Source organism: Anaeromassilibacillus sp. 1001302B_160321_C8, from assembly GCF_015554745.1.
Classification (GTDB): domain Bacteria; phylum Bacillota; class Clostridia; order Oscillospirales; family Acutalibacteraceae; genus Anaeromassilibacillus; species Anaeromassilibacillus stercoravium.
Genome location: NZ_JADNJD010000001.1, coordinates 213,519 through 239,390, shown reverse-complemented (window position 1 = coordinate 239,390; position 25,872 = coordinate 213,519). Strand labels below are relative to the sequence as shown.

General features: G+C 51.9%; 25 protein-coding genes and 1 pseudogene. 2 read left to right on the top strand and 24 right to left on the bottom strand.

Annotated features, from left to right (window positions below):
- Positions 1 to 206: 206 nt before the first annotated feature.
- From I2E77_RS01035 to I2E77_RS01015, 5 genes are all read right to left on the bottom strand, one after another.
- Complete coding sequence (locus I2E77_RS01035) at positions 207 to 1,277, bottom strand: tetratricopeptide repeat-containing glycosyltransferase family 2 protein (RefSeq protein WP_087230162.1); 1,071 nt, start codon at positions 1,275 to 1,277, stop codon at positions 207 to 209.
- 111 nt (positions 1,278 to 1,388) lie between these two features.
- Positions 1,389 to 3,065, bottom strand: coding sequence for an HD domain-containing phosphohydrolase (locus tag I2E77_RS01030; RefSeq protein ID WP_195450434.1), 1,677 nt, complete (start codon positions 3,063 to 3,065; stop codon positions 1,389 to 1,391).
- Positions 3,066 to 3,271: 206 nt separating this feature from the next.
- Complete coding sequence (locus tag I2E77_RS01025; RefSeq protein ID WP_442858910.1) at positions 3,272 to 4,822, bottom strand: AMP-dependent synthetase/ligase; 1,551 nt, start codon at positions 4,820 to 4,822, stop codon at positions 3,272 to 3,274.
- Positions 4,782 to 5,174 (bottom strand): 4'-phosphopantetheinyl transferase family protein, encoded by a 393-nt coding sequence (locus tag I2E77_RS01020; RefSeq protein WP_195450433.1) that lies wholly within the window; start codon positions 5,172 to 5,174, stop codon positions 4,782 to 4,784. The genes I2E77_RS01025 and I2E77_RS01020 overlap by 41 nt, the downstream gene beginning before the upstream one ends.
- A 218-nt stretch (positions 5,175 to 5,392) precedes the next feature.
- A complete protein-coding gene (locus I2E77_RS01015) occupies positions 5,393 to 5,623 on the bottom strand; it encodes an acyl carrier protein (protein ID WP_087230153.1) in 231 nt (76 codons plus the stop codon).
- A gap of 341 nt (positions 5,624 to 5,964) precedes the next feature.
- Here I2E77_RS01015 and I2E77_RS01010 point away from each other — a divergent pair, with 341 nt between their 5' ends.
- Complete coding sequence (locus I2E77_RS01010; RefSeq protein ID WP_087230150.1) at positions 5,965 to 6,795, top strand: undecaprenyl-diphosphate phosphatase; 831 nt, start codon at positions 5,965 to 5,967, stop codon at positions 6,793 to 6,795.
- Between the two features lie 186 nt (positions 6,796 to 6,981).
- Here I2E77_RS01010 and I2E77_RS01005 read toward each other — a convergent pair whose 3' ends face one another.
- The 13 genes and pseudogenes from I2E77_RS01005 to I2E77_RS00950 all read right to left on the bottom strand — a co-directional run bounded on the left by I2E77_RS01005 (position 6,982) and on the right by I2E77_RS00950 (position 17,126).
- Positions 6,982 to 7,326 (bottom strand): phenylpyruvate tautomerase MIF-related protein, encoded by a 345-nt coding sequence (locus I2E77_RS01005; RefSeq protein ID WP_087230148.1) that lies wholly within the window; start codon positions 7,324 to 7,326, stop codon positions 6,982 to 6,984.
- A gap of 59 nt (positions 7,327 to 7,385) precedes the next feature.
- Positions 7,386 to 7,655, bottom strand: coding sequence for a GIY-YIG nuclease family protein (locus I2E77_RS01000; RefSeq protein ID WP_087230145.1), 270 nt, complete (start codon positions 7,653 to 7,655; stop codon positions 7,386 to 7,388).
- An 11-nt stretch (positions 7,656 to 7,666) separates the two neighbouring features.
- Positions 7,667 to 8,233, bottom strand: coding sequence for an RNA 2',3'-cyclic phosphodiesterase (gene thpR / locus I2E77_RS00995; RefSeq protein WP_087230142.1), 567 nt, complete (start codon positions 8,231 to 8,233; stop codon positions 7,667 to 7,669).
- 200 nt (positions 8,234 to 8,433) lie between these two features.
- The gene (locus tag I2E77_RS00990; RefSeq protein WP_191521067.1) at positions 8,434 to 9,192 is read right to left on the bottom strand and encodes a hypothetical protein; all 759 of its coding nucleotides are present in this window, start codon (positions 9,190 to 9,192) and stop codon (positions 8,434 to 8,436) included.
- A 65-nt stretch (positions 9,193 to 9,257) separates the two neighbouring features.
- Positions 9,258 to 10,073, bottom strand: coding sequence for a signal peptidase I (locus I2E77_RS00985; protein WP_087230136.1), 816 nt, complete (start codon positions 10,071 to 10,073; stop codon positions 9,258 to 9,260).
- A 62-nt stretch (positions 10,074 to 10,135) separates the two neighbouring features.
- A complete protein-coding gene (locus tag I2E77_RS00980) occupies positions 10,136 to 10,690 on the bottom strand; it encodes a hypothetical protein (protein ID WP_195450432.1) in 555 nt (184 codons plus the stop codon).
- Positions 10,691 to 10,838: 148 nt separating this feature from the next.
- Positions 10,839 to 11,684 carry a TasA family protein gene (locus I2E77_RS00975; RefSeq protein WP_195450431.1) on the bottom strand — a complete coding sequence of 282 codons (846 nt, stop codon included), beginning with the start codon at positions 11,682 to 11,684 and terminating at the stop codon, positions 10,839 to 10,841.
- Between the two features lie 265 nt (positions 11,685 to 11,949).
- Positions 11,950 to 13,605 (bottom strand): hypothetical protein, encoded by a 1,656-nt coding sequence (locus I2E77_RS00970; protein ID WP_195450430.1) that lies wholly within the window; start codon positions 13,603 to 13,605, stop codon positions 11,950 to 11,952.
- 421 nt (positions 13,606 to 14,026) lie between these two features.
- Positions 14,027 to 15,622 carry a peptide chain release factor 3 gene (locus I2E77_RS00965; RefSeq protein WP_191448184.1) on the bottom strand — a complete coding sequence of 532 codons (1,596 nt, stop codon included), beginning with the start codon at positions 15,620 to 15,622 and terminating at the stop codon, positions 14,027 to 14,029.
- An 18-nt stretch (positions 15,623 to 15,640) separates the two neighbouring features.
- On the bottom strand, positions 15,641 to 16,039 hold the full coding sequence (gene gloA2, locus I2E77_RS00960; RefSeq protein WP_237967132.1) for an SMU1112c/YaeR family gloxylase I-like metalloprotein: 399 nt from the start codon (positions 16,037 to 16,039) through the stop codon (positions 15,641 to 15,643).
- Positions 16,040 to 16,117: 78 nt separating this feature from the next.
- Positions 16,118 to 16,423, bottom strand: a pseudogene (locus I2E77_RS13810) ((deoxy)nucleoside triphosphate pyrophosphohydrolase); the annotation flags it as partial.
- Entirely contained in the window at positions 16,420 to 16,785 is a 366-nt protein-coding gene (locus I2E77_RS00955; RefSeq protein ID WP_191441270.1) for an arsenate reductase family protein, read from the bottom strand. The pseudogene I2E77_RS13810 and the gene I2E77_RS00955, both read right to left, overlap by 4 nt.
- A gap of 5 nt (positions 16,786 to 16,790) precedes the next feature.
- Positions 16,791 to 17,126, bottom strand: a complete 336-nt coding sequence (locus I2E77_RS00950; RefSeq protein ID WP_087230117.1) for an arsenate reductase family protein — start codon at positions 17,124 to 17,126, stop codon at positions 16,791 to 16,793.
- Positions 17,127 to 17,441: 315 nt separating this feature from the next.
- Between I2E77_RS00950 and I2E77_RS00945 the strand changes: the two genes are divergently transcribed.
- Positions 17,442 to 17,666, top strand: coding sequence for a hypothetical protein (locus I2E77_RS00945; protein WP_237967123.1), 225 nt, complete (start codon positions 17,442 to 17,444; stop codon positions 17,664 to 17,666).
- A 102-nt stretch (positions 17,667 to 17,768) separates the two neighbouring features.
- Here the strand turns inward: I2E77_RS00945 and I2E77_RS00940 are convergent, their stop codons facing one another.
- The 6 genes from I2E77_RS00940 to I2E77_RS00910 all read right to left on the bottom strand — a co-directional run bounded on the left by I2E77_RS00940 (position 17,769) and on the right by I2E77_RS00910 (position 25,854).
- Positions 17,769 to 19,154: an oligosaccharide flippase family protein gene (locus I2E77_RS00940; protein ID WP_172749510.1), complete on the bottom strand. Its 1,386-nt coding sequence runs from the start codon at positions 19,152 to 19,154 to the stop codon at positions 17,769 to 17,771.
- Positions 19,155 to 19,215: 61 nt separating this feature from the next.
- Positions 19,216 to 20,448, bottom strand: a complete 1,233-nt coding sequence (locus I2E77_RS00935; RefSeq protein ID WP_195450429.1) for a glycosyltransferase — start codon at positions 20,446 to 20,448, stop codon at positions 19,216 to 19,218.
- 14 nt (positions 20,449 to 20,462) lie between these two features.
- Positions 20,463 to 22,037, bottom strand: a complete 1,575-nt coding sequence (locus tag I2E77_RS00930; RefSeq protein WP_195450428.1) for a hypothetical protein — start codon at positions 22,035 to 22,037, stop codon at positions 20,463 to 20,465.
- A gap of 257 nt (positions 22,038 to 22,294) precedes the next feature.
- Positions 22,295 to 24,019, bottom strand: a complete 1,725-nt coding sequence (locus tag I2E77_RS00925) for an Rqc2 family fibronectin-binding protein (RefSeq protein ID WP_330608856.1) — start codon at positions 24,017 to 24,019, stop codon at positions 22,295 to 22,297.
- Positions 24,020 to 24,088: 69 nt separating this feature from the next.
- A complete protein-coding gene (locus tag I2E77_RS13805; protein ID WP_243252481.1) occupies positions 24,089 to 25,570 on the bottom strand; it encodes a Nif3-like dinuclear metal center hexameric protein in 1,482 nt (493 codons plus the stop codon).
- Positions 25,571 to 25,650: 80 nt separating this feature from the next.
- The gene (locus I2E77_RS00910; RefSeq protein ID WP_087230099.1) at positions 25,651 to 25,854 is read right to left on the bottom strand and encodes a DUF1858 domain-containing protein; all 204 of its coding nucleotides are present in this window, start codon (positions 25,852 to 25,854) and stop codon (positions 25,651 to 25,653) included.
- Between the last annotated feature and the right edge of the window lie 18 nt (positions 25,855 to 25,872).

Sequence of the window (25,872 nt, the reverse complement as noted above, 5' to 3'; positions counted from 1 at the left end):
TACAAGGCTGAAACCACAATCCTGTAAAAAAATTCGCTATTTGTGCAAAAAAATAATTGTTTTTCTTTTTTCCTTTTTTCAAAAAATGTATCTGCCTGACAAATGCAATATTTGACTGCATTCGTCAGGCAGATCTTTACTTACATATAAAACAGGGCAAGAAACTTTATAGACTAGCTAATAAATATACAGATTGATATCTATTCTTATCGTATTTTTATAAAATAAATATGATTGTTTCTGCAAGCCTCTGATTCGGGCTTACAACGCCATGCCATGTCATTGTATTGGTTGGCTATATCGAATTCCCCCAGCCGGTCGTAGCAGACACATAGCTGCAAATACGGGATATAATCATAGCAATCCGGCTGGACAAACGCCCCCGATTGATCGTCCCGCGTCCTGCCCGCCGCGGTCTCGTACCAAAAGATCGCCTGCTGGTATTGCCCCCGGTCCAAAAAATGCTTGCCAATATCACAGCATACCTCCGCCCTGGGTGCATCCAGCTCCAGGCTGCGCAGCAGGGAACGCAAAGCGTCTTTTTCATTGCCGAGCGCATATTGGCAGTATGCCAACTGCCGGCATGCATCAATAGAATTTTCTATCCATCCCCGCCCGCCATCCAAAAAGTTCTGGAATATCTCTGCCGCCTCTTGAAATTTTCCATGGGCATACAGTTCCCTTCCATAATAGAACTGCTCCCGCGGCGAAAGTATTTTTCCCAACGCAAGCTGCTTTTCGTAGATCCGGAGGTTGCGGTCCGGGTCCCCAGGACCGATCTTCTGATGGGTGACGGCGGCCTTCCCATATGCAATCGGTTGGACCGGCGTGATGACCTCATGGACTGCCCCCTCCCATCGCATCCCCTGGCCATTCCGGATCAAACGCTCCCGATAGTAAGAAAACGTCGGTTTTCCTTGTGCATCAAACGCGATGTGATAGGGCAGCATAACCACCTGCACCGATGGGTCCAATGTCTCCTTCAATTCCAGAAGGGCCTTCGTATCCGCTTCCAATAGGACATCATCCGCATCCATCCACATGCAGTAGTCCATCGTCGCTTTGGAAAAGGAAAAATTCCGCGCCGCAGCAAAATCATCCGACCAGGCGAAGTCATAGATCCGGTCCGTATAGGACCGGGCGATTTCCTTGGTACGGTCCTCTGAACCGGTGTCCACCAGGATAATTTCATCCACGGCATTGCAAACAGAATGCAGGCATCTCTCCAAAACGGCCTCCTCATTGCGCACAATCATACACAGACTGATGGTCACCATCGCATTGTCCACCTTCCATTCGGTTGTCTGCTGGTATCCTATGCGTCAATCTCTTTTTATGTGTCTATAAAGAAAAAGGACGGGAATTCCCGTCCTACATTTGAAAATCAATCACTCATTCGAAAGCGTTACCAACGTCGGTGAATGCCCCGTATATGGAAGAAATACCTCAAAGATGTCCTTTGTGCGGATTTTCAAGCTCGACGTATTGCGGCACGGATGGCATCCGAACAAAGGTTCCTCTGCTACATCCCGGTCCACCAAGAGCTGCACTTGATGCCCTGGGTCGTTCATCAACGCAAGGATACTTACCGAGCCCGGCGTCACCCCCAACATCTCCTCCAGCGCCTCTGGCCCCGCAAAGGATAAGCGCGCACTTCCAATCTGGGAAGATAGCTCCTTTGTATGGAAAGCCTTATTCCCTGGCATGACCAACAAATAGAAATGGGTCTTTTGACGGTTGCAGAGAAACAGGTTTTTACAAATTTCCACCCCTAAAAGGTCTTTGACCTCTTCACAATCTGCAATGGTAGCTGCCGGGCTGTGATCCAGGCGTTCATAAGAAATCCCCAGTTGATCCAATAGGTTGTATGTAGCCATCTCCTCCGGGGATCGGTTTTCTCCGCTTGGTCCTCCCTGATAAATGTGCTTATCCTGTATTTCCATATACGCACCTCTATATGCAGGAAGGCTGCCATCCGAGCACTCCGCTGCATGGAAGGCAAACTGTTCACATAGCTGTTTTTCTACTTCCATAAAGCACTTCAAAAGCATCGGGTTGAATGCGCCACATTCCCCATCCTGGATCATTTGTACCGCTTGGCTATGTGAATAAGGGGGCTTATAGATCCGTCTGCTCACCAGGGCATCATATACATCGGCCAGGGAAACTACCTGCGCCGCCAAAGGGATCTGGTTTCCCACAAGGCCATCTGGATAGCCACACCCATCCCAACGTTCGTGATGGGAACGGCAGATTTCATAACAGCAGGTAGCCAGCGCGTCGTCCTGCTCATAGACAAAACTCTGCAAAAGCGCACACCCATAGAGCGTGTGCCTTTTCATAATGGCATATTCATACTCCGTCAATTTCCCAGGTTTGAGCAGCACAGAATCTGGGATCGCAATCTTCCCAATATCGTGCATTGCAGCGGCATAAATGATCGTTTCCACCTGTTCTTCACCCAGCCCCAGTTCCCGGTGGGTCACCGCCAGATGGCGCAAAAGCACCTCTGTAATCCCACGGATCCGGCGGATGTGCTGCCCAGATTCGCCGTTCCGGAATTCCACCGCTGTGCTGAGCGCATCGATGATGAAGGTATAGGTACGGCGTAGTTTACACTCTTGCTGGCGCAATTCCCGTGTCTGATAGGTGGCTATTTTATCCAAATAGAGGCGGTGCGCATAGAGTTCCATCATATTCTGTATGCGCCTCTGGGCAACCTCAGCAGGGCATGGCATACAAATGACGTCTGCCATTCCCAAACCATACCCACGTAAGATAACTTCATCTACTTTTTTCGAATGGCGGGAAACAATTGTGACAACAGGAATCCGATCCGTCCAATGCAATTCGGATAGAAGCTCTAGGACTTCAAATCCGTTCAACTGTGGGTCCTCCATACCCAAAAGTATGGCGGCAATCCGGTTATGGCCGGTTTCCAAGTCTTGCAATATTTGTTCCTGGCTCTGGGCTTCCAACATTTGATAGGAACATTCAAACCATTTGCGCAAATTGTCACGTTCTGCGCCCATGTTTCCTACAAGCAGAATCCCCCTTGTCCTCACTCTTACGCCGCCTCTCCTAATAGACTGAATCGCCAAAAGGCGATGGTTTTTGTAACCTATGCCTGTATATTATAACGTAAGTTTGAGGACTTTACAAGAGCAGTGCAACAAAAGAGACAAAGTTCTACAATCCCCTTTGCCAAACAGGCGGTTCCCCCCCCTGAAATCTCTGGAAAAGGGACCGCCTGATTCTTTTATATTGGCTTCTATTTGGAGGATGCCGTCCCGTAGTGCCGTTTGATCTTACGGGAGGTCGTTTTTTCAAACTCTGTCTCCCGCAGTTTGATCCTGCGTACCTGCTTAAACATCGGCAAAGCCCGGTTCATGGCATCCACACGTGCAGAAAGCTCTGCTTGGACATCTTTGATGCGTTTCTTGGCCACATATTCCTCGTTGGGGTAAATTTCCGCAGTAATCTGCCCGTCTTCTTCGTATACCAACACTTCGGCGACCAAAGGTTCTTCGCTGATCCGGTTTTCCAGCTCTTCCGGGGAAACATTTTCCCCATTGCTCAGAATAATCAGGTTCTTCTTGCGGCCTGTGATATACAGGAAATTGTCCTCATCGACATAGCCGAGATCGCCGGTACGCAGCCAACCGTCCACCAGTGTCTCCTTTGTGGCCTCTTCGTTCTTGTAATATCCTAACATCACCGAGCTGCTTTTGACCCAGATTTCTCCGTCCACGACCTTTGCTTCACAGCCAGGCAGCAATTTCCCCACGGATTCCTCTTTGACACATTGTTCCGAATTGCGGCTGATACAGGGAGCGCACTCCGTCATACCGTACCCTTGCACCAGGTTGATGTTCAACTCCCGGAATTTTTCGATCATCTCCGGATTGAGGTACGCGCCGCCGCAGTAGATCGTGCGTAAATTTCCGCCAAACGCCGCCTTCGCAATCACCTTTTTGGGGATCACCAGGGACTTTTTCGCTGCTTCACAGACTTGGTTGTACATAACCTGTGCGATCATTGGCACCACTAGCATGGTATTTGGCTTAAAGACCTGCAAATTTTTTGCAATACGCATCAGGGAATCGTTAATGCAGATGGTTGACCCCAACTGTAACCCTTTCAGGATATCGCAGGTAAAACAGTAGGCATGGTGAATTGGCAATACTGTCATCAATACGGCGGATCCAGGTTCGATGCCCATTTCCAAATGGACGACATTATCAATCAGGTTCCGATGATTGAGCATAACCCCCTTGCTCTTTCCAGTTGTTCCAGAAGTGTACATAATCACGCTGAGCTTTTCCCGATCCACAGGTTCGTCAAACGTCCCCGCCGTTTCTTCCAGGCACCGGTGAAAGGATAGCGTCCCCTCGCCATGTTCCGCACGCTGCATCTCAAAATAGGTCATAACCTGCGGGCAGCCGCTCCGCACCTGCTCGGCAATATCCTCATAGCTACTGTCATAGACCAACACTTCCACATCCGCACGATTCAGCTCGTCGCAGATGTCGGCAGCCGGCAGTTCCTTATCGATCGGTACAGCGACCCCACCGGAATTCACCGTTCCAAAATAGGCAACAATCCACTCATAGCTTGTAGGCCCCAACAGCGCCACATGCTTTCCGCGGAGATTTCTCTGCAACAGTGTCCGGCTAAACGCCTCGCTGTCCCGTTTGAGGTCCAGATAGGACCGGTCGATGATCTCCTTTTTCTTTTTATAGCGGATTGCAGTCTTCTCCCCATAGGTCTCAGCTGAAAAGTCAACCAAATCCTTCAGGTTTTGCAATTGATCCATCCTCATAAGTAATACCTCCTATCCGTTCTGGCAAATGCCGTAAGACGGTTACCGTTTGTTCTGGGGGAATTCCTTTTTTGCACACAGAAAGTATAAATTTCTTATTTATTACTTTTTGTATAAAGAAATAGCCGGGCACGTTGCTCTTTGGGGGGTCCCCCAGATGAAAAGAAACCTCCCGGAGAGGATACCCAAGCCCGGTCCCTAACGCTTTTCCATAGCTTTCTTTTAATGTCCAAAAGCGAAAGAATGCTTCTTCCCGCTCCCGGCTATCACCCAAAAGCTGTTCCCGCTCAACCGGAGCCAAACACCGGTATGTCAGGCGTTCGGAATATGGGCGGACCACTTCGATATCCACGCCCGTTTCCACGCAATCGACCGCGCAAGCAACCATCCCTGTGCAATGGCTAACGCTGAACCGGACTTTTGGGAAATCATGTAGGAACGGTTTCCCCTCTGGCGTCCGTGACAAAACCAACCTGCCAGAAAAGCCGTGTAGACGATGTAGCGCCCAGGCGAGCAAGGTATAGGCAGCCCGGTGCTCCTGCCCTTCCAAAGGAACTGGACAAGTACAAATCATTCTTCTGTCAAAGTGGCGATGTAATCCAGCGCTTCCTGCACCGTTTTGATCTTTGCCGCCTCGCGTTCCTCCACCTCGATGTCGAATTCATCCTCAACCTCTCCGACGAGACACATAAACTCATAAGAATTGAATCCCAAATCTTCCACAAATCGGGAATCCCTGTGGATATCCTCATCTGCCACCTGAACATAATTCCGTATCATTTCTTTTAATTGCTCAAACATTACGAAACCCTCCTCCTAGTTTTACAAGCCATCCACATTTTCAAAGGCATATTGAAAACTCTAGGCTATAATTGGATTATAGCCTTGCAGAATAAAGTTTTCAATAGACGAGGTAGCAAGCTTTTTTGATTTTGTTGTTTTCCGCTTTGTGAAAGAGGCACAGTTTCGACCTGTTTCGATGTTATTCGGATTTTTTATAAACGGGATCATCCTTTTAAGAAATCGCTAAATATCGTTTTATTTTTATGTCATCCATTGTATAATGGATAACGGCGGCCGGAGGCGCATCCAATCTGACGGCGCCCTCTGCCAGAACGACCAACCGTTTAGGAGGTATATCAATGGATTTACTGGAGCTCCTCAAAGCTGCCATTCTTGGCATCATTGAAGGTATCACGGAATGGCTACCCATCAGCAGCACGGGCCACATGATCCTTGCAGACGAATTCATCAAACTCAACACTTCGCAGGCCTTTAAGGATATGTTCCTGGTCGTTATCCAGCTAGGTGCGATTCTTGCCGTTGTGGTGCTGTATTTTCACAAGCTCAATCCCTTTTCACGAAAGAAGACGCCAACGGAAAGGCGTGATACATTCACCCTTTGGGGCAAGGTTATTGTTTCCTGTTTGCCTGCGGCGGTGATCGGGCTCCTTTTCGATGATATGATCGAAAGCATCTTTTTCAATTATGTAACGGTCTCCATCATGCTCATCCTCTATGGTGTCCTGTTTATCTTAGTGGAGAATTGGAACAAACGCCGTAGGCCAAAAGTACGCACGCTCTCGAATCTCTCCTACCGCACTGCCTTTTGTATCGGTCTGTTCCAAGTGCTGGCGCTGATCCCCGGGACTTCCCGTTCTGGGGCGACCATCCTCGGAGGAATCCTGCTTGGTGCATCCCGCACGGTCTCCGCAGAATTTACCTTTTTCCTAGCGATCCCCGTGATGTTCGGCGCAAGCTTTTTAAAAATGGTCAAGTTTGGCTTTACATATACCGGTATGGAAATCGCCATCCTTTTGACCGGCCTGATTGTAGCGTTTGTGGTTTCCGTCCTTGCTATCAAATTCTTGATGGGGTATATCAAAAAGCACGATTTTAAAGCATTTGGATATTATCGGATCATTCTGGGGGCACTCGTCCTACTCTATTTTTTGGTATTTGCCAACGGATAAAAGTACTATTTGTATATATTGTCCTTATTATTACAAATGGTCATTCACGTGCTATAAAGGGCGCTCTCCATTTCAAAAAATTCCTAGCGAAATTTCCCGGCCCTCTTTGGACTACGCAAAAAACGCCTCCGCAATCGCGATTTTAGCGAATTGCAGAGGCGTTTTTCTCTTATCGGATCTCTCTATTTAAAAATTATTTCCATTCCAACCCCAATAGGCAACTTCTTCATATTTCACATAGATACGGTTTGGGGCGATCTGTAGCTCCTTGCTCAAAATATCCGTAATGGCTGCTGTCATTTGGTTGTACACGCTACCATTGGCTTTCCCATAGATTTTGACCTCTACAAAGGCTGCCGGTTTGTCACAGTCCCCCTGGAAGTAGATCTTGCAACCGTCTTCGAACGTGAGCATCAGCCAGTTTTCACTTTTTCCCGGGATTAGGGAAATTGCCTGCCCCAATTTGGCCTTAATCGCTTTTTCCTGCTGTTCCGTCATTTTAACGCTGACTTTCGTCTGGATGCATGGCATGGTATAACTCCTCCTTCTATCGATCGTTGTTTTCAAAAGTATAGCACAATCCATCTCTCTTAATCAAGCGGCCTTCCGTGGATTAGCGCCAGCTTTTGCAGCCTGGTCAAACGCTTAATTTCCGCCTCCCTACGCAAGGCAGCCGAACGGTCCGGCTGCGCTTCCTGATAAACGAGGTGGACCGGCCTACGAGAACGTGTATATTTTGCCCCACGGCCTGCATTATGGGCGGCCAGCCGCTTTTCTAGATGGTTGGTCCATCCAGTATAGAGGGTCCCATCGATGCACTGAAGCATATAAACAACAATCCCGTTTTCTTTCTCCGGCATCTATCCGCCTCCTATTCGTCGGAATCGTATGAATGGCCTGGCAATCCCTCCAACTCTCTCTCATAAATTTCCGTATATGTAAGTATTCCCTGTGGAGAGTCGGAGCGCATCAGGTAAAACTTTCTAACCTCCATATCCACTGGGGGGATGGTGGCAGAAAACGCTGCTAAAGGAAACCCTTCACACAATTTTACCTTTCTTCCTAGGGTGATGTGCGGCTGAAACCCCCTCTGCTCAAGCGGGAACCCCTTGAGCCGCAAGGCACGCTCTAAAAAACTTTGCAGTTGGCGGAGCCCCTGGGACTCTCTGACTCCAGCCCAAAGGATATCCCCGCCCTTTTCTTGGCAAAAACAGCCTATCCCCTCTAATCGCAGAGGAAAAGCAGGCAATTTCACCTGATCCATCACCTGTAGAATGGCATCCACCTCTGTAACATCTCCCAAGAAGGACAAGGTCAAATGAAAATTCTCTTTCCGTGTAAAATTTCCAGATAACGCCTGCTGGCAAAGCTGGTTTTCTATATACCAGAGTGCTTCTAAGATAGCTTCACTGAAACGGATGGCAATAAAGAGCCGCATTTTGAAACTCCTTTATCATGCAGAAACCCATAAATCTTCAAATGCTGTGTTACCAGCATCGTTCCAAGCTCCTGCAATGAATCCAAAAGATTCTTACATAAAAAATAGCGCCTGCAACAGAGCGAGGCGCTATTAAAATGATTTGAGATGTGGCAATAAGCCGTTTACCGCTATGGATATTCCTGTTTTGTCTTGATCGGTTATTCGGATACCTCCAGGGTGCTGCTCTCTTCTCCTGCCGGTTCCGGTATGGTCGTATTGCCCTCTACCGGCCCATTCTGCCCTTCATCCAGCGCTGTATTCTCTTCCACGGATGTATTTTCACCTGCTGGCGCGCTCTCTTCTACCGATGTGTTTCCGCCTGCTGGCGCGCTTTCCTCCGCAGGCGTATTTTCGCCCACGGACGTGCTCTCTTCCGCTGGTGTATTTTGATCCGCTGGTATGCTTTCTTTCGCTGGTTCAGACACTTCTCCAGCGTCCGTCCCCACAACGTATAAGCTCACAGGTCCCAAATTCCGGACAAGAACGCACTCTTCCGGCAATCCTTGGATGGTCATCACACGCGCTGCGTCTTCTTCCAACTCATCAGGCAGGTCGATCACCAATTTCACTTTATCCTGATCCGCCCCGCTCAAAGAATCGTATCCATCCACATACAAGTTCACCGGCCGGCTGATTGTGATTCGGCCATCCGACAGGGTCTCTGCAGAAACTTGGATGGTATCATCCTCACCGCCTGATTTCACCATCTTCTTTAGACCGGACAGGTTCTCAGGTTCGACTGCACTTGAAAAATCTACAACATCCCCATCATAGACGGAGACGACCATCTCTTGATGGTCACCGAAAGAACCCCCTTCGCCTTCCTCCGAAGCGAGCGTTGTCCCTGTCGCCACTGTGAGCAGAAGCCCCATACTCAAAATGGTGGCCACTGGTAATTTTAAAAAACGCATTTTCATTGCAACCACTCCTTCGATTGATCATAAGCATGGATCTATATACAAGATTTCAGCTTGCTTTCAAATTAATCGTCCTTTATTTGAGAATCTTCTGCATCATGTTCATCCGACGGTTCAACCAGATCCGCACTTTGCGAAGCCACAAGCTCCTGCGCCTCTGGTCTTTGTTGCTCCGACGTTTCCTCTGTTGGCCCTTCAAAATTTAGCATCTCAGCGTCCCCTGGCTCTTTTTGTAGTCCATCGGGAAGCGCCTCCTGCTCGGAAGGGGCCTGCTCATCGGAAGCATTTTCGGATTTTCCTTCTTTAAGCGCCTTCTTTTCATCCTGGTAAGCCCAAAAGTTTTTCAATAAACTAATGGATTCCACAAATAGGATGATCATACATGGCAACAACAAAAGGAAGAAGAAACCATTCCTGGTCTTCATAAAATTCAAAAGATAGCCCAAATATGGGATATGAAAGATAACGCGGCCAATGACATTCGTTGGCACAGCGGCCGCATCGTCACGATCCTCGTTCGCATCACCTTTTGTGATAAACATCCGGCCGTTGTTGTTATCAACCACTTGGATAATCCGGTGACTCACCACTTGTCCACTCAATGAAGTATCATTGGAGATAAAGGTGATGATGTCCCCCTCCTGTAAGGTCATCGGGTCTACTTTCTCCACAATAATTACGCCGCCAACATTTAGAGTCGGTTCCATACTTCCGCTCAACACGGTAAACATTTGGTAATTCTGCAAAAACGGCAACCCGTTCCCTTTTGAACCAATCGCAAGATACAATAGGATCACGATCAGCCCAATCAGCACGACCAGAAAAAAAGCATTTAAGATTTTACAAATAATTGACCATATTTTTTTTATACGTTCCATCATACGCAGCCTCTCTACTCAGACATTTCCTAAAAACGCTGTGTATGACCGGCAACCGATCCTTATTATTCCTGAACGGACTCTGCCTCAGGGATAGAAACATCTGCCGTGACATACAGCTGCGCGTCCTCCGTCCCCAAAATACTGAGATCCGAATCCGGAGCAGCTTTCAACTGCAATGTATAAGCAGTCGTGCTTGCATCTGCTTCCGCAGCATCAACCTTCGCAACAAAAGAGGTCCCATCCTCTGAGCGCTCCAAAGGCTCACCGTTATCGAGTATGGCGATCTCCCAATCCGCAAGCGCATCCTCAATTTCTTCGCCATCTGCATTTTTCACCAACACACGGAAATTGACCTCTGTCTGGATGTTGGAAACATTCTGCATTTTAAATGGGATGTAGGCCGTCTGGCCATCCTGCAAAGCTGCCAAATTTAAAACGCCCGGGTCGGACTCCTCGTTGTTCGCAAGGCTCAGCTTTACATTGACCAACGCGCTGGTAGCCGTCAACGGCATCTGTTTTTGATCTACCTGCCACGCAAACGTAGCTGTACATACAGTCGCCAAAATCACCAGTATCAAGGTGAGACTTAGCCACGACTCTTTAAGCAGTTTGAACAACTTGCCCTTCCCCCTTGTGAAATAAGATAGCCCGGCGCGCCGGGGCGGCTGCCCCGGTGCACCGGTGATTTGACCTCTCAATAACCGCAAAAACCCATTATATTTCGCTATTTCACTTTGCTATAAGACAAAGCTACTATAAATAATATTAGGCTTCGTCTGCGTACGTTGCATCTTTGTCAACCTGCTTTGCATTCACAGTGAAGTTGACATGGTACTCTTTGCCCTGATACTCGTTGTAAGCATCCTTATCCAGATAGGCGCCCAGAGCATATGTATTGTCGCCTGCATCTGCGCCTGCCGGGAGAAGCAGATCATTCCCGTCGCCGTCCTTCAGGACATAGCCGTCTGCGCCCTGCAGCTGGTCAAGAGTGATATCTTTAGCAACAACTTCCCATCTCCATGTCTGTTCAAAAGGAACCTTCTGGAACAGAACAACATGGAAGTGATCGTTCGTGCCACTATAGTTAGCCGCATCATAAGTAAGGTTGATATTGTTTCCGGTGTATCCGTTGTACGCCTTGCCCAACTCATTGTTGCATGCAACTGTTTCTCCCGTCTGGCGGATACCGCCGTTTCCATTGCTAACAATCTTCTTAATCGTATCATCAGCAGCCGGATCTGCTTCTTCGAAGGTGAGTTTAACCTTCACAGGCAGGGTGCCAACATTGCTGATAGCGAACTGCTGTACATACACCGGATTCGGATCATAGCCTTCACCGTCATACGGGCTGGAAGTCGTGCCACTCATCGCCAGTGTCTCCAATGCTTCTTTTTCGAAGGCCTCATACGTCATCGGACGCATGTTCACGAAGTTCAACTCTGTTCCATCAGATGCATCGTCATCGGAAACACTGATGTCCAGGATGCCGGCCTTAAAGTTTGCGTTGACCTTCTCGGTGTCGGTGAACCAAGCCATGGTAGCGCCAGCCACGAGGGTGAGAACAACCAGGATTGCTACACCGGACATTGCCAGTTTTCTCTTTGCGCTCATTTTTGTTTCCTCCTAATTGAATATATTTGGGTTTATGGACCGTCCCGGTCAAGGGACAATCCGCGCGGCCAAAATGTAGATAACGTTTTGTGGGTAAGAGTTTCCGCCTGTAAATGCCCAGGCGCCCCCACCTTTTGGCATGGCCAGTATTTGCATACCGCCGTCGTTTCGTGTGGCAGCCGTCTTCCTCATAAACTGCTGTCACACCGTTTCCACAGAAAGCCCTCTGCAATGCTTATGGCCTGCGAGTTCCCTCCTGAAAATCTCATCTTTCTTCTTGAACATCGTCCTGCTCATCTTTTTTCCCGCGGAAAAAGATACACAAGGCCCCGGAGCCTACCGCTAAAGTAGCTGAAACAGCGAGCAACGCCAAGGTATGATCGCCGGTCTTAGGCTTTCCACTTCTTCCGTCGGAATCTTCATTGATATTTCCTCCAGAGTACCCACCCGTAGAAGCACCGGACTCATCGTTGCCCTCTGGGGGCACGGTTGTCGTTCCGGAAGTATCTGTTCCGCCGCCTGCGGAGCCCCCGCCTTCCGACGGTGTCTCTGGAACGGTGGGCGGATTGCTGGAAGGATCCTCAGACGGCGTCGGGTCGGGACGGTCGTCACCGCCTCCACCTCCACCGCCGCCTCCGCCGCCATGGGAGGAATCCTCGCTGGAACTTCCGGGGTCGCTTGAAACATCCCCGCCGTCTACAACAAATTTCAAAGTGAAATTAAAATCGATACAATGCGGCATCCAGTTGAATGCATTTGGCGCCTGATAAGCAAACGCCAGATGTTCCAATGTCAATACATCGTTTTCATTTAGTACCGTACCGCCGAAAACGTTTTCTGCACTCTGTGTAGCCGCCGAGCCCGAATCCTTTTCCATGAAGTCCGCAATGCTCATTCCATTTGCGGAATCCTTCACACCGTCAATCGGAGACGTCTCTGCGTCAAACGTAAACCGCATGCAGTTGCTATAGAGGTAATGGTATCCCATTGCTAAGAGCTCCGGGTCCGTCTCCAGCATCTGATAATGGTTGTTCGGCTTAATAATGCCATATAGCTTAAATTGGTCAAACATGGGATCCGTCGTATTGGGATCGAAGCGCTCCGAAGGATCCTCCGAAAAGCTCTTAAACTCCATTTCGCCGCCCAAGACTTCCAATTTCTGCCGGTTGGTCAGATCTTCCAACGAATCCACATTGTAATACAGCTTCAAATAATCTGCATAGGTACGGTCCGCATCCGCAGAGACTGTACGCTCATGGCCGTCCGCATCGCGGAAGGAAATCGCTTCTTTGACGCGCGACTCCACCTGCACCGCTTCGGTCAGCGTAACATCATAGGGATCTTCTTTGCCGAACAGCCGCGCCATAGGCTTGTTGCTTGTCCGGACCGCCGCCACGGCAAACCGGATGTACTGGCCGTCAAACCCCAACACATCAAAGGAATTTGGAATGGTCTGGTATGCGGTGCCATACTGGATTTCATACGGATGTTCTTCCGTGCCATAATCCACCGATACAAATCCGGTGTACTGGCTGATATCCAGCGGGATCGGTCCACCCACCTGATAAGTATTGACCGTCGTAAAGTCATAACCGCCGGATTCCCAAACAAGCTTCTGGCCGCTTTCATTGACAAGCTTCACCTTTACGCCCGTATTGCTGCCGGGATGATAATTGTCCTCAATCAAAACATTCGGGGAAGCGATTGGGTCAAAACGGATGGTTGCAACGCCATCTTCAATATCCCCCGGCTTAATGGTATAGACATAATAGCCGTCCTCTTGCACGAGGGCGCCTTCATCATCCACATGCCATGCGCCGCTTCCCAGGAATTGCTCCGCTGCCGCCTGTGTTAAATATGCAGAAATCGCACAAAAAACAATCGTCAGCGAAAGGAAAACGGAAAATGCCCGCTTTTTCATATCTGCCCCTCCTGGTCTATAAAACTTCTAAACCTAACATCCTCTTGAAGAACTCTGCATTTCTCCATAGAGGGAGCTATCCAATCAAACGCCATTGAGACGAACTTTCTAATTCATATGGATTATACCATTTAATGGCAGAAAATTTATTCTTTTTAGAAAATATTAAAGATACAACCCCTGCTACTTCTTCCGAACAAGCGTTAAGCAAGCCATCAACGGCCTTTCGTTACTTTACCCTAAGTATAATGTACATCTGCAAAATTTTCAAGGTATAGATGAAAAAAGCCTATATCTTTTTAAAAATTTTATGTACAAAGATAAAAGATAGACAAATCCTAGTTTAAATAAAAAGGATTTTCAGGTAAAGTATATACCTAAAAATCCTAAATTATTTTTCTATCTATAAAATTAGAGGACGTTATCTTCCAAACTCGGCAAGCTTCAGCCCTTCATTGTGCTCCAACGCCCAGTTAATGCTCCAACTATTGGCAAAAATGAGCAGGCGGTTCCCTTTCAGATCCTGAATCCGCTTTGTGTCGGAGGTCAAGTTCAACGTTTTGGGGTCCAGATCCTCATTCTCAATCCAACGGATATGCTCATAGGGAAGCCGCTCCATGTGGATATCCACATTGTACTCATTCTTTAGCCGGTATTCCAAGACCTCAAATTGGAGGACGCCCACCACGCCGACGATCACTTCCTCCATGCCGCCGCCCAGCTCCTGGAAAATCTGGATTGCGCCTTCCTGGGCGATCTGGGAAGTCCCCTTGATGAACTGTTTGCGCTTCATGGTGTCCACCTGGCGCACCAAAGCGAAGTGCTCCGGCGCAAATGTGGGGATGCCCTCAAACCGGAACTTCTTCCCCGGCACGCTGATGGTGTCGCCGATGGAAAAGATGCCCGGGTCAAAAACGCCAATGATGTCGCCCGCATAGGCCTCGTCTACAATCTCGCGCTCCTGCGCCATGAGCTGCTGGGGCTGGGAAAGCTTCATCCGCTTATCCCCCTGCACATGCAGCACCTCCATGCCCTTTTCAAACTTCCCGGAGCAGATGCGCATGAACGCCACACGGTCGCGGTGCGCCTTGTTCATATTCGCCTGGATTTTAAAGACAAACGCGGAAAAATCGTCGTCGAAGGGATCGATCTCCCCAGCGTCCGACTTGCGCGGCAGCGGGGGCGTCGTCATATGCAGGAAGTCCTCCAAGAACGGCTCCACGCCAAAATTGGTGAGCGCCGAACCAAAGAACACCGGCGAAAGCCGCCCGTGGCGCACCGCCTCCAGGTCGAACTCATAGCCCGCGCCGTCCAGCAGCTCCACATCGTCCACCAGTATCTGCCGGTGATCCTCGCCGATCAGCTCCGCCAGGTTTGGGTCGCTGAGGTCGGCTTCGATGGCCGCCACCTGGCGCTGGCCGTTCGCCATTTCATCGTTGGCACGGAACGCGATGATCTCCTTCTTATTCCGGTCGTAAACGCCCTTGAACTCCTTGCCGCAGCCGATCGGCCAGTTCATCGGATAGGTTTTGATCCCCAGCTCATATTCGATCTCGTCCAAAAGGTCGTATGGGTTGCGCGCTTCGCGATCCATCTTATTGATAAAGGTAAAAATGGGGATGTCGCGCAATAAACAGACCTTAAACAGTTTGCGGGTCTGCGGTTCCACGCCCTTTGCCGCGTCGATCACCATGACGGCGGAGTCCGCCGCCATCAGGGTGCGGTATGTGTCCTCCGAGAAATCCTGGTGGCCCGGCGTATCCAAAATATTGATGCAATATCCCTCGTAATGGAACTGCATCACGGACGACGTGACCGAAATGCCCCTCTGCTTCTCAATCTCCATCCAGTCGGAGACCGCATGACGCGCCGCCTTTTTCCCTTTGACCGCGCCCGCCATGGCGATTGCCCCGCCGTACAGCAGGAACTTTTCCGTCAGGGTCGTTTTACCGGCGTCCGGGTGCGAAATAATCGCAAAGGTTCTTCTTTTCTCAATTTCATTTACATACTTAGACAAGGCTGTTCCTCCAACTGCTTAATTTTGTCCGGGCGCCGCACACTGCTTGAGCTCCAATGGCAAACCATCCGGGTCCATAAAAAAGGTGTACAAATCCCCTGTATAGGCGTCCAAGCGGATTGGCTCCACCTCGACGCCGCGGCGTTCCAATTCTGCGACGGCCTCGTGGATGTCGGCCACCCGGAACGCCAAATGGCGCAGGCCGCAGGCTTCCGGCCGGGTCAGGCGCTGCGGGCTGCCAGGGAAGGAAAAGATTTCGAGCTCGCAATCCCCAAGTTTGACATCCAGCTTATAGGAGCCGCGGTCAGCCCGGTAGTTTTCGCGGACCACTTCCAGCCCAAGGGTGTCCACATAAAATGCCTTTGATTTCTCATAATCGGAAACAATGATCGCCACATGGTGTACCGCCTGGAGCAACGACCCTTCCTTTGCCAACCGGCGGACAATCCCCTCATCCGCGGGACAGAAGGGCTCGCTGAGAAGTTCCGCCGGGCGCACCCATTTCATCGCCCGATGGACGTGGTTCTCCGGCTCCCCTTCGGCGATTTCCGCATTAAAAAACGCAAAGGAGAACGGTTCCGTGCCGTAGGTGTAATGCTCCTGCGCATAAAGGCCCTTGGGACGAATCACGATCCCCAGCTCCTCTTGGCATTCTCGGACCACACACTGCTCCATGGTCTCCCCGGCCTCCCGTTTGCCGCCGGGGAACTCCCAGAGAAGGGAGCAGTTTCCGCCCTCTTTGCGCTGGCAAATCAGGATTTTCCCATCCCTGCGCAAAATCGCTGCGGCTACCTCCGTCATGCGTGTGCCTCCTTCCAGGCCTCCCATTCCGCGGGACGGAACCCGATCAGGACAAAATCATCGCCCACCAGAAGCGGGCGCTTCACCAACATCCCGTTTGTCGCCAACCGTTCAAACTGCTCCTCCGGCGACATCTCCGGCAATTTCTCCTTTAAGTGCATGGACTTATACAGCAAACCGCTGGTGTTAAAGAACCGTTTCAGCTCCCGACCGCTGCGCGTGTGCCATTCCTTCAGTTCCTCCACCGTGGGGTTCTGTTCCACGATGTGGCGGTCCGTATACGGTATGCCGTTTTCCTCCAACCACTTTTTTGCCTTTTGGCAGGTGGTGCATTTTGGATATTCCACAAACAAATATGCCATCTGTTTCACTCCCATGTTTTCCAAATGTCCGGGCAATAGCCCACGGTCGCCTGCTTCCCGTTCCGGACGATCGGCGTACGGAAAAGCGCAGGGGACTCCAAAAGCTTTTCGATTTTTGCGTCTTCGCTGGCCAAATACCGAAGGAGCAGCGCCCCTTCCGCCTTTTCATCCACCAGCGGTTCCAGGCCGCCTACCGCCGCTTTGACGCTGGACAGCTCCCCTTTGCTCATGCCAAAGCGCGCTAGGTCCACCATCTGATACTTGATGCGGCGCTCCTTGAAATAGCGTTCCGCCTTCTTAGTGTCAAAGCACTTCTTCTTTCCAAAAATCTGTATGTTCACAAGTCCCTCCTGCCCTTCACATCAAACCGGAAATTACCAAACGGGTATAGTTTACCCCGATCTGGAGAACAAAGTCAATACAGCGGCGGAAGGAATCGCCAACTTCTAGCAAAAATCCCGAAACGGATGCCGGCAAACAGCAGTTTTTCCGCCATATCCACTTCAAGCAAACCAATGGATGCGCCCACAGCGGCCAGCCTGTTGCAGAGACTTCTAGGTATTTTTTACGAAATGCAAGAGAAACTAAACGGTGCCGGGGAAATGAATGGCCGCCGAAGGCAATCACAGGATCCGGCGGAAAGGAGCCTCGCCATGATGAACGATCCAAAAAACAAGCAGATGGCGCCGATGGACATGGAGGACGATTTTTTCGATTATGACACGGTCGCTTCCGCTACCGAATGCACCGGCTTGATCCAGACTCCGCCGGTGTCCGATGAGGAAGCGGAGGCATATACAGAGATCTATGCCATTCCGCAGCCGGAAAACCGGAATCCAGACGGTCTGCAACAAAAAGAGGGCAACAGCCGCACACGCTGATGCGCCGGTTTCCTCCTAAAACGTTTCTTATTTTCTCATCCGAAACGGGCACGCCGGTACATGGGAACAGACCGCTCCCATGCACGCCGGCGTGCCCGCTTTTTATCTGCGTGCCAATATCTTCCGCAAACTGACCAGCAGTTCCCCTGCGTTCAGCAGGATCATCAAGGCGGTCAGGAAAATCTCCATTGCGATCCAATAGGGCAGCTCCAAAATCATCACAAAGCTTTGCAGCAACAAAAGAATCATATTGATTGCCAAGCGGAGTTCGCTATAACGCATCCGTACAAAGCGCCGTGTGTCCACCGCGCGCAGCAGGAAGACCACGAAATAGCTGATAAAGGTGGCGAATGCCGCGCCGTTTACGCCAAAGCGCGGGATCAGCAAAAAATTTAAAATTACGTTGGTCACAGCGCCCACCGCTGTGGTCGCCAGGGACAGCATACTCTTCTTTTCCACCATATAGATGCTTCCCAGGAAATTGACAATACAAGTAAATACCGTCGCCATAACCAAAAAGGGGATGTACTGCCATGATGGATAGAATGCTTCGGACACCAAAAGCTTCGTGATCACCTTGCTGAATAGGATAATTCCAGAGCCAGTGATAAACAGCAGGGAGGTATAAGAACGGAATACCCTGGTAAAAAAGCTTCCACGTCCCTGCGTCTCTGTGATGGCGGACATCTGCCAGGCATCCATAAAAATGCCGGAGACCAGCACCACAATCGAAGGTACCTTATAGGCCACCGCATAGAGGCCGTTGGCGTCGTTTCCCAGCAGATAGGCAACCATATACCGGTCGGACACATTCGTGATCCACCAGAGGACATTGTTGGGGATCAGCGGTATGGCATATTTCAGCATCGCCTTCGATACGGTGCGGCGGAGCCCCTTGAACCGGATAAAGCGCCACAGCTGCGCATTCAACCCCAAAAAGAGCACCGAGAGCGTATCCGAGCACACAATGGCCAGGACATAACCGAATATGCCCCAATCCAGAGCGACCAGGAACAAAACATTGAATAAAATGGTCGTGAGCGTGCTGACAATGCCGTCCACGGCATAGAGCCGCACCTGGCCCCGCGCCCGCACAAATTGGGAACAGAGCGACCGCAGGCTGGACATCAGCACGAAGGCGTAGATCAGCACCGTATAGTCCGAAAGGAAATCCAACAAGCTCAGGAGCGGATACAGCAGAAGCATGACGCAAAAGCCGACCAGAATCGCGGAGAGCCCCGTTGTAAACACATCGCTCTTGCGGACCTGCCGGTCCAAGCCAAAGCGGATCACCGCATTGATAATCCCTAAGGACACCAGCGGGAGCAGGAGATTCCCTGTCTGTACGATCAGATCGGTGACGCCATATTCCGCATCCGTCAATACGCGCGTATACAGCGGCATCAATAGGAAAACCAGCACCTTCGAACTGAACGTGCCAATTGCAAAGATCACGGTATTGGAAATCAATCGTTTATATTTATCCAATGTGTACCCTCCAAAGACCAAATTCGCATCTTATTTGCGTATATCCGGGCACAACACCCTGTTACAGTTTTTCCAATTCGCTGGCAAAGCGCGTGTGGTTGGCCTTGTCGTAAAAAGAAGCATGCCACATCTGGCGTGCATTGCTGCGCAAAGCGGTCTTTTTGGCAGCGGGCGCGTCGGCATAGGCGGCGATCACCGCTGCAATCTCCTGCGGGGTTGGGTTTGCGCTGAGCAAAAAGCCGGTCCCTGCATTGATCATCTCCGGTATCCCGCCGACATCCGTCCCCACAGCGGGCACGCCAAAGGAAAACGCCTCCATAATGGACACCGGTGTTCCGCCTTCCGTCTCCGAAGCAGTGAGGAACAAATCCACATGCGTGGATTTATAATAAGCAATCACTTCCTCATTCGGAACAGCCCCCAGAAATGCATAGGAAACCTCTGGATTTCCACCCAATTTTTCCTCTGCAAGCCGGCGGACGGCTTCCTCCTGGCTGCCCCCGCCCGCATGGACCCAGCGGATCTTCCGCCCCGGGAGCAAGGAGAGCGCTTCCACCAAAAGGCCCACACGTTTGATCGGGATGATGTTGGAACAGGAGAACAGGCTGATCTCCTCCCCCCTGCCGGGCGGATTTAGGCCATTATCCGGTACGCCAAGATAGGCCAATTGGTAATGCCCATTGTCCTGCGTGGCAAAATGCTTTTTATAGTACGCACAGGCCCGGCGCGATACAAAAAACACCGCATCCATATGCCGGTCCATAAAGCGCTTGTACGGCTGGACGCCAGCCGGAGAGCGCTCGTTATAGAGATCATAGCCATGCGTGCGCGTGATGATGCGCATCCGCGGGTGGCGCTGTTTCTCCAATGCAAGCGCCATAGCCCCGTAATTGTACCAATAGGAGTAATAAATGGTATGTTCGATGCGGTCGAAAAAGCCCTCATCCCGCAGGTATTTTCGAAAGAGATGGGCGGACAGCCTGAAATTGCGGACCTCTGCTTCGCGGGCACGCCACGACCCCTTTGCATGTTCCCTTCCAAATACGCTGCGGTAGTAATTGCCGTCCAGGAGGCAGCCGAATAGGTTGCGGATCTTCTCCCCCATGGTCGCGTCTTTATGATAGTGATACAATTTCACACCAGGAGGAAGCGGATACTCCTGCTTTTCCGCGGGACTCTTACAGATGACGCTCACCTCAAAATGCTGGCACGTCACCGCGAGCTCCGGCTGGACAAACGGCAGTTCCCCCCTGGTATAAGGATAGTGATCGGTGATTAAAATGAGTCGTTTCATAACGATGCTCCTGTTTACACAGATTCGGGCAGGCTATCCAGCTTGTGAATCTTCTTTTCAAAGAGCGGCGCCTGGACCAGCCAATAGACCAGGGCAATGCTGTAGGCAAACGGCGGATAGGACGACGCCAGAAGCGAGGTCACCAGATAGCCCGGCATCAGCAACACCGGGAAAATGGCATACGCATCCCCTTTCCGGCGGCGGAAATAATACAGCAGCGCGCGGAAGCCGGACGCCACATTGATCGCAAAATAGAACAAAGCGGTAAAAATACCGCTGTCATACAAGATCTGTATGATGCAGTTGTGCGCGGTTGCCGCGACGCCATAATCATGCACATAGATCTGGCCGCGCTCATGGCCAAAGGGCTCAATGCGCTGCGCAAACGCCTCCCAAATCAAGGTGCGGTGCGTGGTCACCTGGTCGGCGGTCTTCCCTTCCGTATCCAAGCGGTCCATAGCCGCATTGATGGCATCGTCCAGTTTTGTCCCCTGCAGGCGCGGGTCGAGGTATTCATAGCCCTCCGGCAGCAAATCGTTGACCGCTGCATAGTAATACACCACATACGTGCCGCCCTTAATAAGCCAAAACGTGCCGGGAACACAGATGACAACCGCCAGGACCATCGGGACGATGTGCTGGACAGCGCGCAGAGCGATCGCTTTAAAGCCTTCGCCCCAATGCGCCACAATATAGTTTAAAACAAACCAAAGGACAAGCGTGACCGCCGCGGCGAGCAGCGCGGTACGCGAACGGCTGAATACGATCAGGGCGACCGAGGTGCCCAGCCCCAACAGGGAGGGGATCAGCTCCTTATGCATGCGGCAGACAAACGCCAGATACCGGAACCATGTGCCGGGACGGTGCGCGTCGAAACGCACCGGCGCGGCAACACGGGGTTTCTGGCCGATCTTGCGCCATGCCAGCGTGTAATTCATCATGAAGAGCGGAATGGTACAGGTCAGGTATTGGCCAAGGGAATTGGCATTGGTAAACAGGGCGCGGTACTGGCCGCCGGTGATCGGGCTGAACAGAACGCTCAGCACAAAAAAGACCAGGTTAAAGCTCACCAAGCCCTTTGTCACCAGGCGGAACAAGGTGCCGTAATCCCTGCGGTTATTCCAGATAAAATAGACGCACGGGAACACCAAAGTAAAGATGATCGATATGGCCGCCCAGTCGAGCGACGTGTAGATCGCCGATACGATAAAGAAGATACACATGCCGGCCCACAACAGCGTCATCATCGCATTGCAGCTCCTCCGCTGTAAGGGGCCCTTGATGGAACAGACTGCCACCACTGCCATCAGCACACAGCCGAGCAGGTCGAAAAAGACATATTTCACGACCGACGGCAGCGGAAGATGCTGCAAAATCAGGCTGGTGATGTTTGTGTGTTCCAAATAGATGATGACCATGATTCCAAAGAACGATGCGCTAATCAAAAAATTCTTCAAGCGGTCGCTCATCCTCTGCGCCAGCCCTACAAAGGGCTTGAGCACTGTTAAGAAGATGGTCTGCATCAAATCCGCAAGCAAATCTGCGGCCCGCTCCAGCAGATTGCCAGATTTCTCCGTATATTCGTTCATTCCGTATCCTCCAAACCGAAATTGTGTATTCCCTGTATCTTCCACATGGTTCGCCAAAACCATCCAGCTGTCCCTAAAATATAAGGGTTATTATATACCCTCCGTTTCTTTTCTGTCAACGCACCGGACGGTTTCTGCGTCGGGAAGGCTGGAGCAGAAAGCCCCCACACTGCCAAAACAACCATTTTCTGGCCATCGGATGTCCTTTGAAACAACAAATCGTTTCTTCAAACCATTCCCTGTATCAATCGCCAACGTTATACCTCTTCGGAGGCTGCGGGGGTCACATAAACGGTATTATACTTGACATAGATCACCATGCCGGGCTTCGCCCCGGATGGCTTGTTGACATTGCGGACCTGCGTGTAATCCACAGGCACCTGTGAGGAATCCCGCGCGCGGCTGTGCGCCGCCGCCAGCATCGCCGCCTCGCGGATGGCTGTCTCCGTCGGCTCGCGCCCATCCGTCACCAGGATCGTATGCGAACCGGGGATATTCTTGGTATGCAGCCAGATGTCGTTGTTGTTTGCCTGCTTCAGCGTGAGGCGGTCGTTCTGCCGGTTGTTCCGCCCCACCAAAATACGGAAGCCGTCGCTGGATGTAAATTCCAACGGCGCTGCGGCCGCTACGGGCTTCTGCTTCCCCTTTTGCGCGCGGATATACCCCTGCTCCACCAGCTCCTGCCGGATCTCGGAAAGGTCGCGTTCCACCTTGGCGCGGCTCAATTCCTCAAAGACCGTATCCAGGTATTCCAGTTCCTGCTGGGCTTGGCCGATCTGCTCGGTGAGCTTCTCCTCCGCCGTGCGCGCCTTCCGGTAGTCCTTGTAATACTTCTGCGCATTCTGGGAAGGCGTCTTCGAAGGGTCCAGCTTAATTTTGACCAGCGGAGCATCCGGTTCGTAAAAATTTTGCAGGGACACAACCGTGCTGCCCTTTTCAATCTGATAGAGGTTGGCGCTGATCAGGTCGCCGCAGATGCGCAGCTGGTCGCGCTCCGCGCACTTCTCCAACTCAGCGCGCTGGATGTTGATCTTCCGGCTCAGGCGGTCGGAGGCATTCGAGAGCACCCGCAGCAGATCCTGCGAGCGGGCGCGCATGCGCTCGATCCGGTCGCGGCCCGCATAAAAGGCGTCCAGAAGGCCAGAAAAGGTCTCCTGCCGGTTGACGACGGCCGCCGTCCCATACTGCGTGATATTCATAAACGAAAAATCCATCGGCTTTTTGGCCACGCTGACCGCCATGTAAGGCGCGCCCTCGGTCCCGCGCACTTCCCGGACCAGGCGGGCCAGGAAAAAGCGTAGACGTTCCCAGTGTTCCTCCGTCATCTCCTGGGTATACAGGTCGGCGCCGCGCCCGGTCAAATGCTGCAACTCCCGGCAGACCACCGGCGAAACGCCCTGCAAACTGGACAGCAGCGCCTTTGAGAGCTCCGTATCGGCGGGCAACGCCCGCAGGCGCGCCAAAATCTCCTCCGGCTCCGCTTCAAGCATGCAGAGCTTGTTCTGCGGCGGCGGGAGCTGATACGTCAACCCCGGCAGCACCAGGCGCTCAGAGGACATCTCCGCATCGACGCGCTTGAGCGCATCGACGATCTTGCCGTTTTCGTCCACTAAAATGATATTGCTGTAGCGGCCCATGATCTCCACCGCCAGCGTCAGGCGCACTTCGTCGCCCAATTCATTGATCGCGTCAAAATCCAAAAGCAGCAGGCGCTCCAGGCCTGGCTGCCGTACGGCGGCCAGCTTCGCGCCGGACAGCCTCTTGCGCAGCAGCATACACAGCATGGGCGGCACCTTGGGGTTCTCCGGCACATACTGGGTAAAATGGATGCGCGCGCTGTTTGCCCGTGCAGACAGGAGAAGTTTATAGTGATCGGTCCGCGTTCGCAGGGTAAACACCATCTCTTCCCGGTTCGGCTGCGCAATCTTCTCCACGCGCGCCCCGAGCGCGGCTTCTTCAAGTTCCTTTTTTAAATGTCTCAAAAATGCTCCATCCAGAGCCATTGGTATCCATCCTTTCCATCGCGGCGGGCTTTTACCGCCGGCATGGGATTAGAGGAATCGGGCCGGGCTGTGCGCCCGCACAGACTTGGCCATTTTCACCTCCGGGAAGCGGTTTTGAAGCCGCTCCATCAGCGGCGCAACCACCACGTCCTCCGTAAAGAAATGGCCTGCGTCCACCAGTGTGATCCCCATATCCTCCGCATCGAGAAGCTGGTTGTGCTTCGTGTCCGCGGTGACCATCGCCTGCGCCCCCTGCGCGGCAGCGTCCGGCGTGAGGTCCGCTCCAGCTCCCCCACAGAGGCCCACCGTGGTGATGGTCTTGCCCCCGTTCACATATTTCAGGCCGTCGCATCCCAGCATGTCTTTTACAAACGCAGCAAATTCTTCCGGCGTATAGGGGCGGCCGGTCTCCCCGATCAGGCCATCCGGCAGGCCGCTGTGCTCGTATTCCTTGAGCATCCGCACGTTTTTGAGCTGTAACCGCTCCGCCAAGCAGGTGTTCACCCCGCCCTGCGCCATATCCAGATTGGTATGGGCGCAGATGGCGGCGATCCCGTACTGTGCCAGCAGATAGGGCGCCGAGTCGGGCGAAAGGCTCTTCAAGGGGTGGAAAATAACAGGATGGTGGCTTACGATCAACTGCGCCCCCATTTCCGCCGCCTCACGCACCACCTGCGGCGTAATGTCCAGAGCAAACAACACCGAACGGACCTCCGTATCGCGCGCTCCCACAAGAAGGCCCGGGTTGTCAAATCCCATTGCGGTATGAAACGGTGCAAATGCATCGATAAAATCATAAAATTGTCCAACAGTCGCCATAACCAATCCTCCTTTTTCGTTGTTCGTCTCACAGAGCTGTTGCAGCTTCTCCAAAATCATTTGCAGGCTTGACGCCTCTTCCACATTTCCTGAGAGACGCATCCCCTGCGCTTTTTTAGAAAGCCGGCGCGCACATTTCGCTATGTAGGCGCGGCTTTCCGGCGTAAACCCATCCAGCTTGCCGATATAGGGGTACAGCTCGCCGCCGCCCGCCTGCGCGGGGCAGTACTCCACCAGCATGACGGAATAGACGTGGCCGTCCTCCTCGGCCGCCTGCTCGCGTAGGATCGCAAACCCCTCCCGCTCTAGGAACCGGCGCAGCTCCTCCGCCGACGTCATCGGCTGCAAAATCAGGCGCTTGTCACCCGCTTTCAGCCACGGCGCCTCCCCGATCAGGCGGATGATGAGTTCCCCGCCCATGCCCGCCAAGACGATGTCGCCTGCTTCGTCCGGGGATAACGCGCGCAGCCCGTCCGAAAGCCGGGTGGTAATCTGTTCCTCCACATGGTAGCGGCGGATATTCTGTTCCGCGGAACGCAGCGGCAAGGGCTTAACGTCCGCGGCGATGGCGCTGGAAATCCGCCCCTTGCGCGCGAGCCAGATGGGCAAATAGGCGTGGTCCGTCCCGATGTCCGCCAGCTTTGTCCCCTCCCGCACCATGGAAGCGCACAACGCCAGGCGGTTCCCCAGGCGAAACAACGGATGGGGCATACAATGGGCCTCCTTTTCTCCAAATATGGAACCGCCGCCCGCCAAACATGTTGACGGGCGGCGTGTAAACCGATCCGAGCTTATTTGCCCTCCATATGGGCATTGAGCTTTTTCACCATTTCCTCCGGGTCCACACCGTGTACCATGCAGGCCTGCTCCAACGTCTCCCCGCGGGAAGCCGGGCAGCCCAGGCAATGCATCCCCATCTCCATAAAGAAAGGAGCGGTGGTCTTGTCCATATCGAGAATATCGCCAATGATGGTATCTTTTGTAACAGCAGCCATGTTGGTTCCTCCTATCGT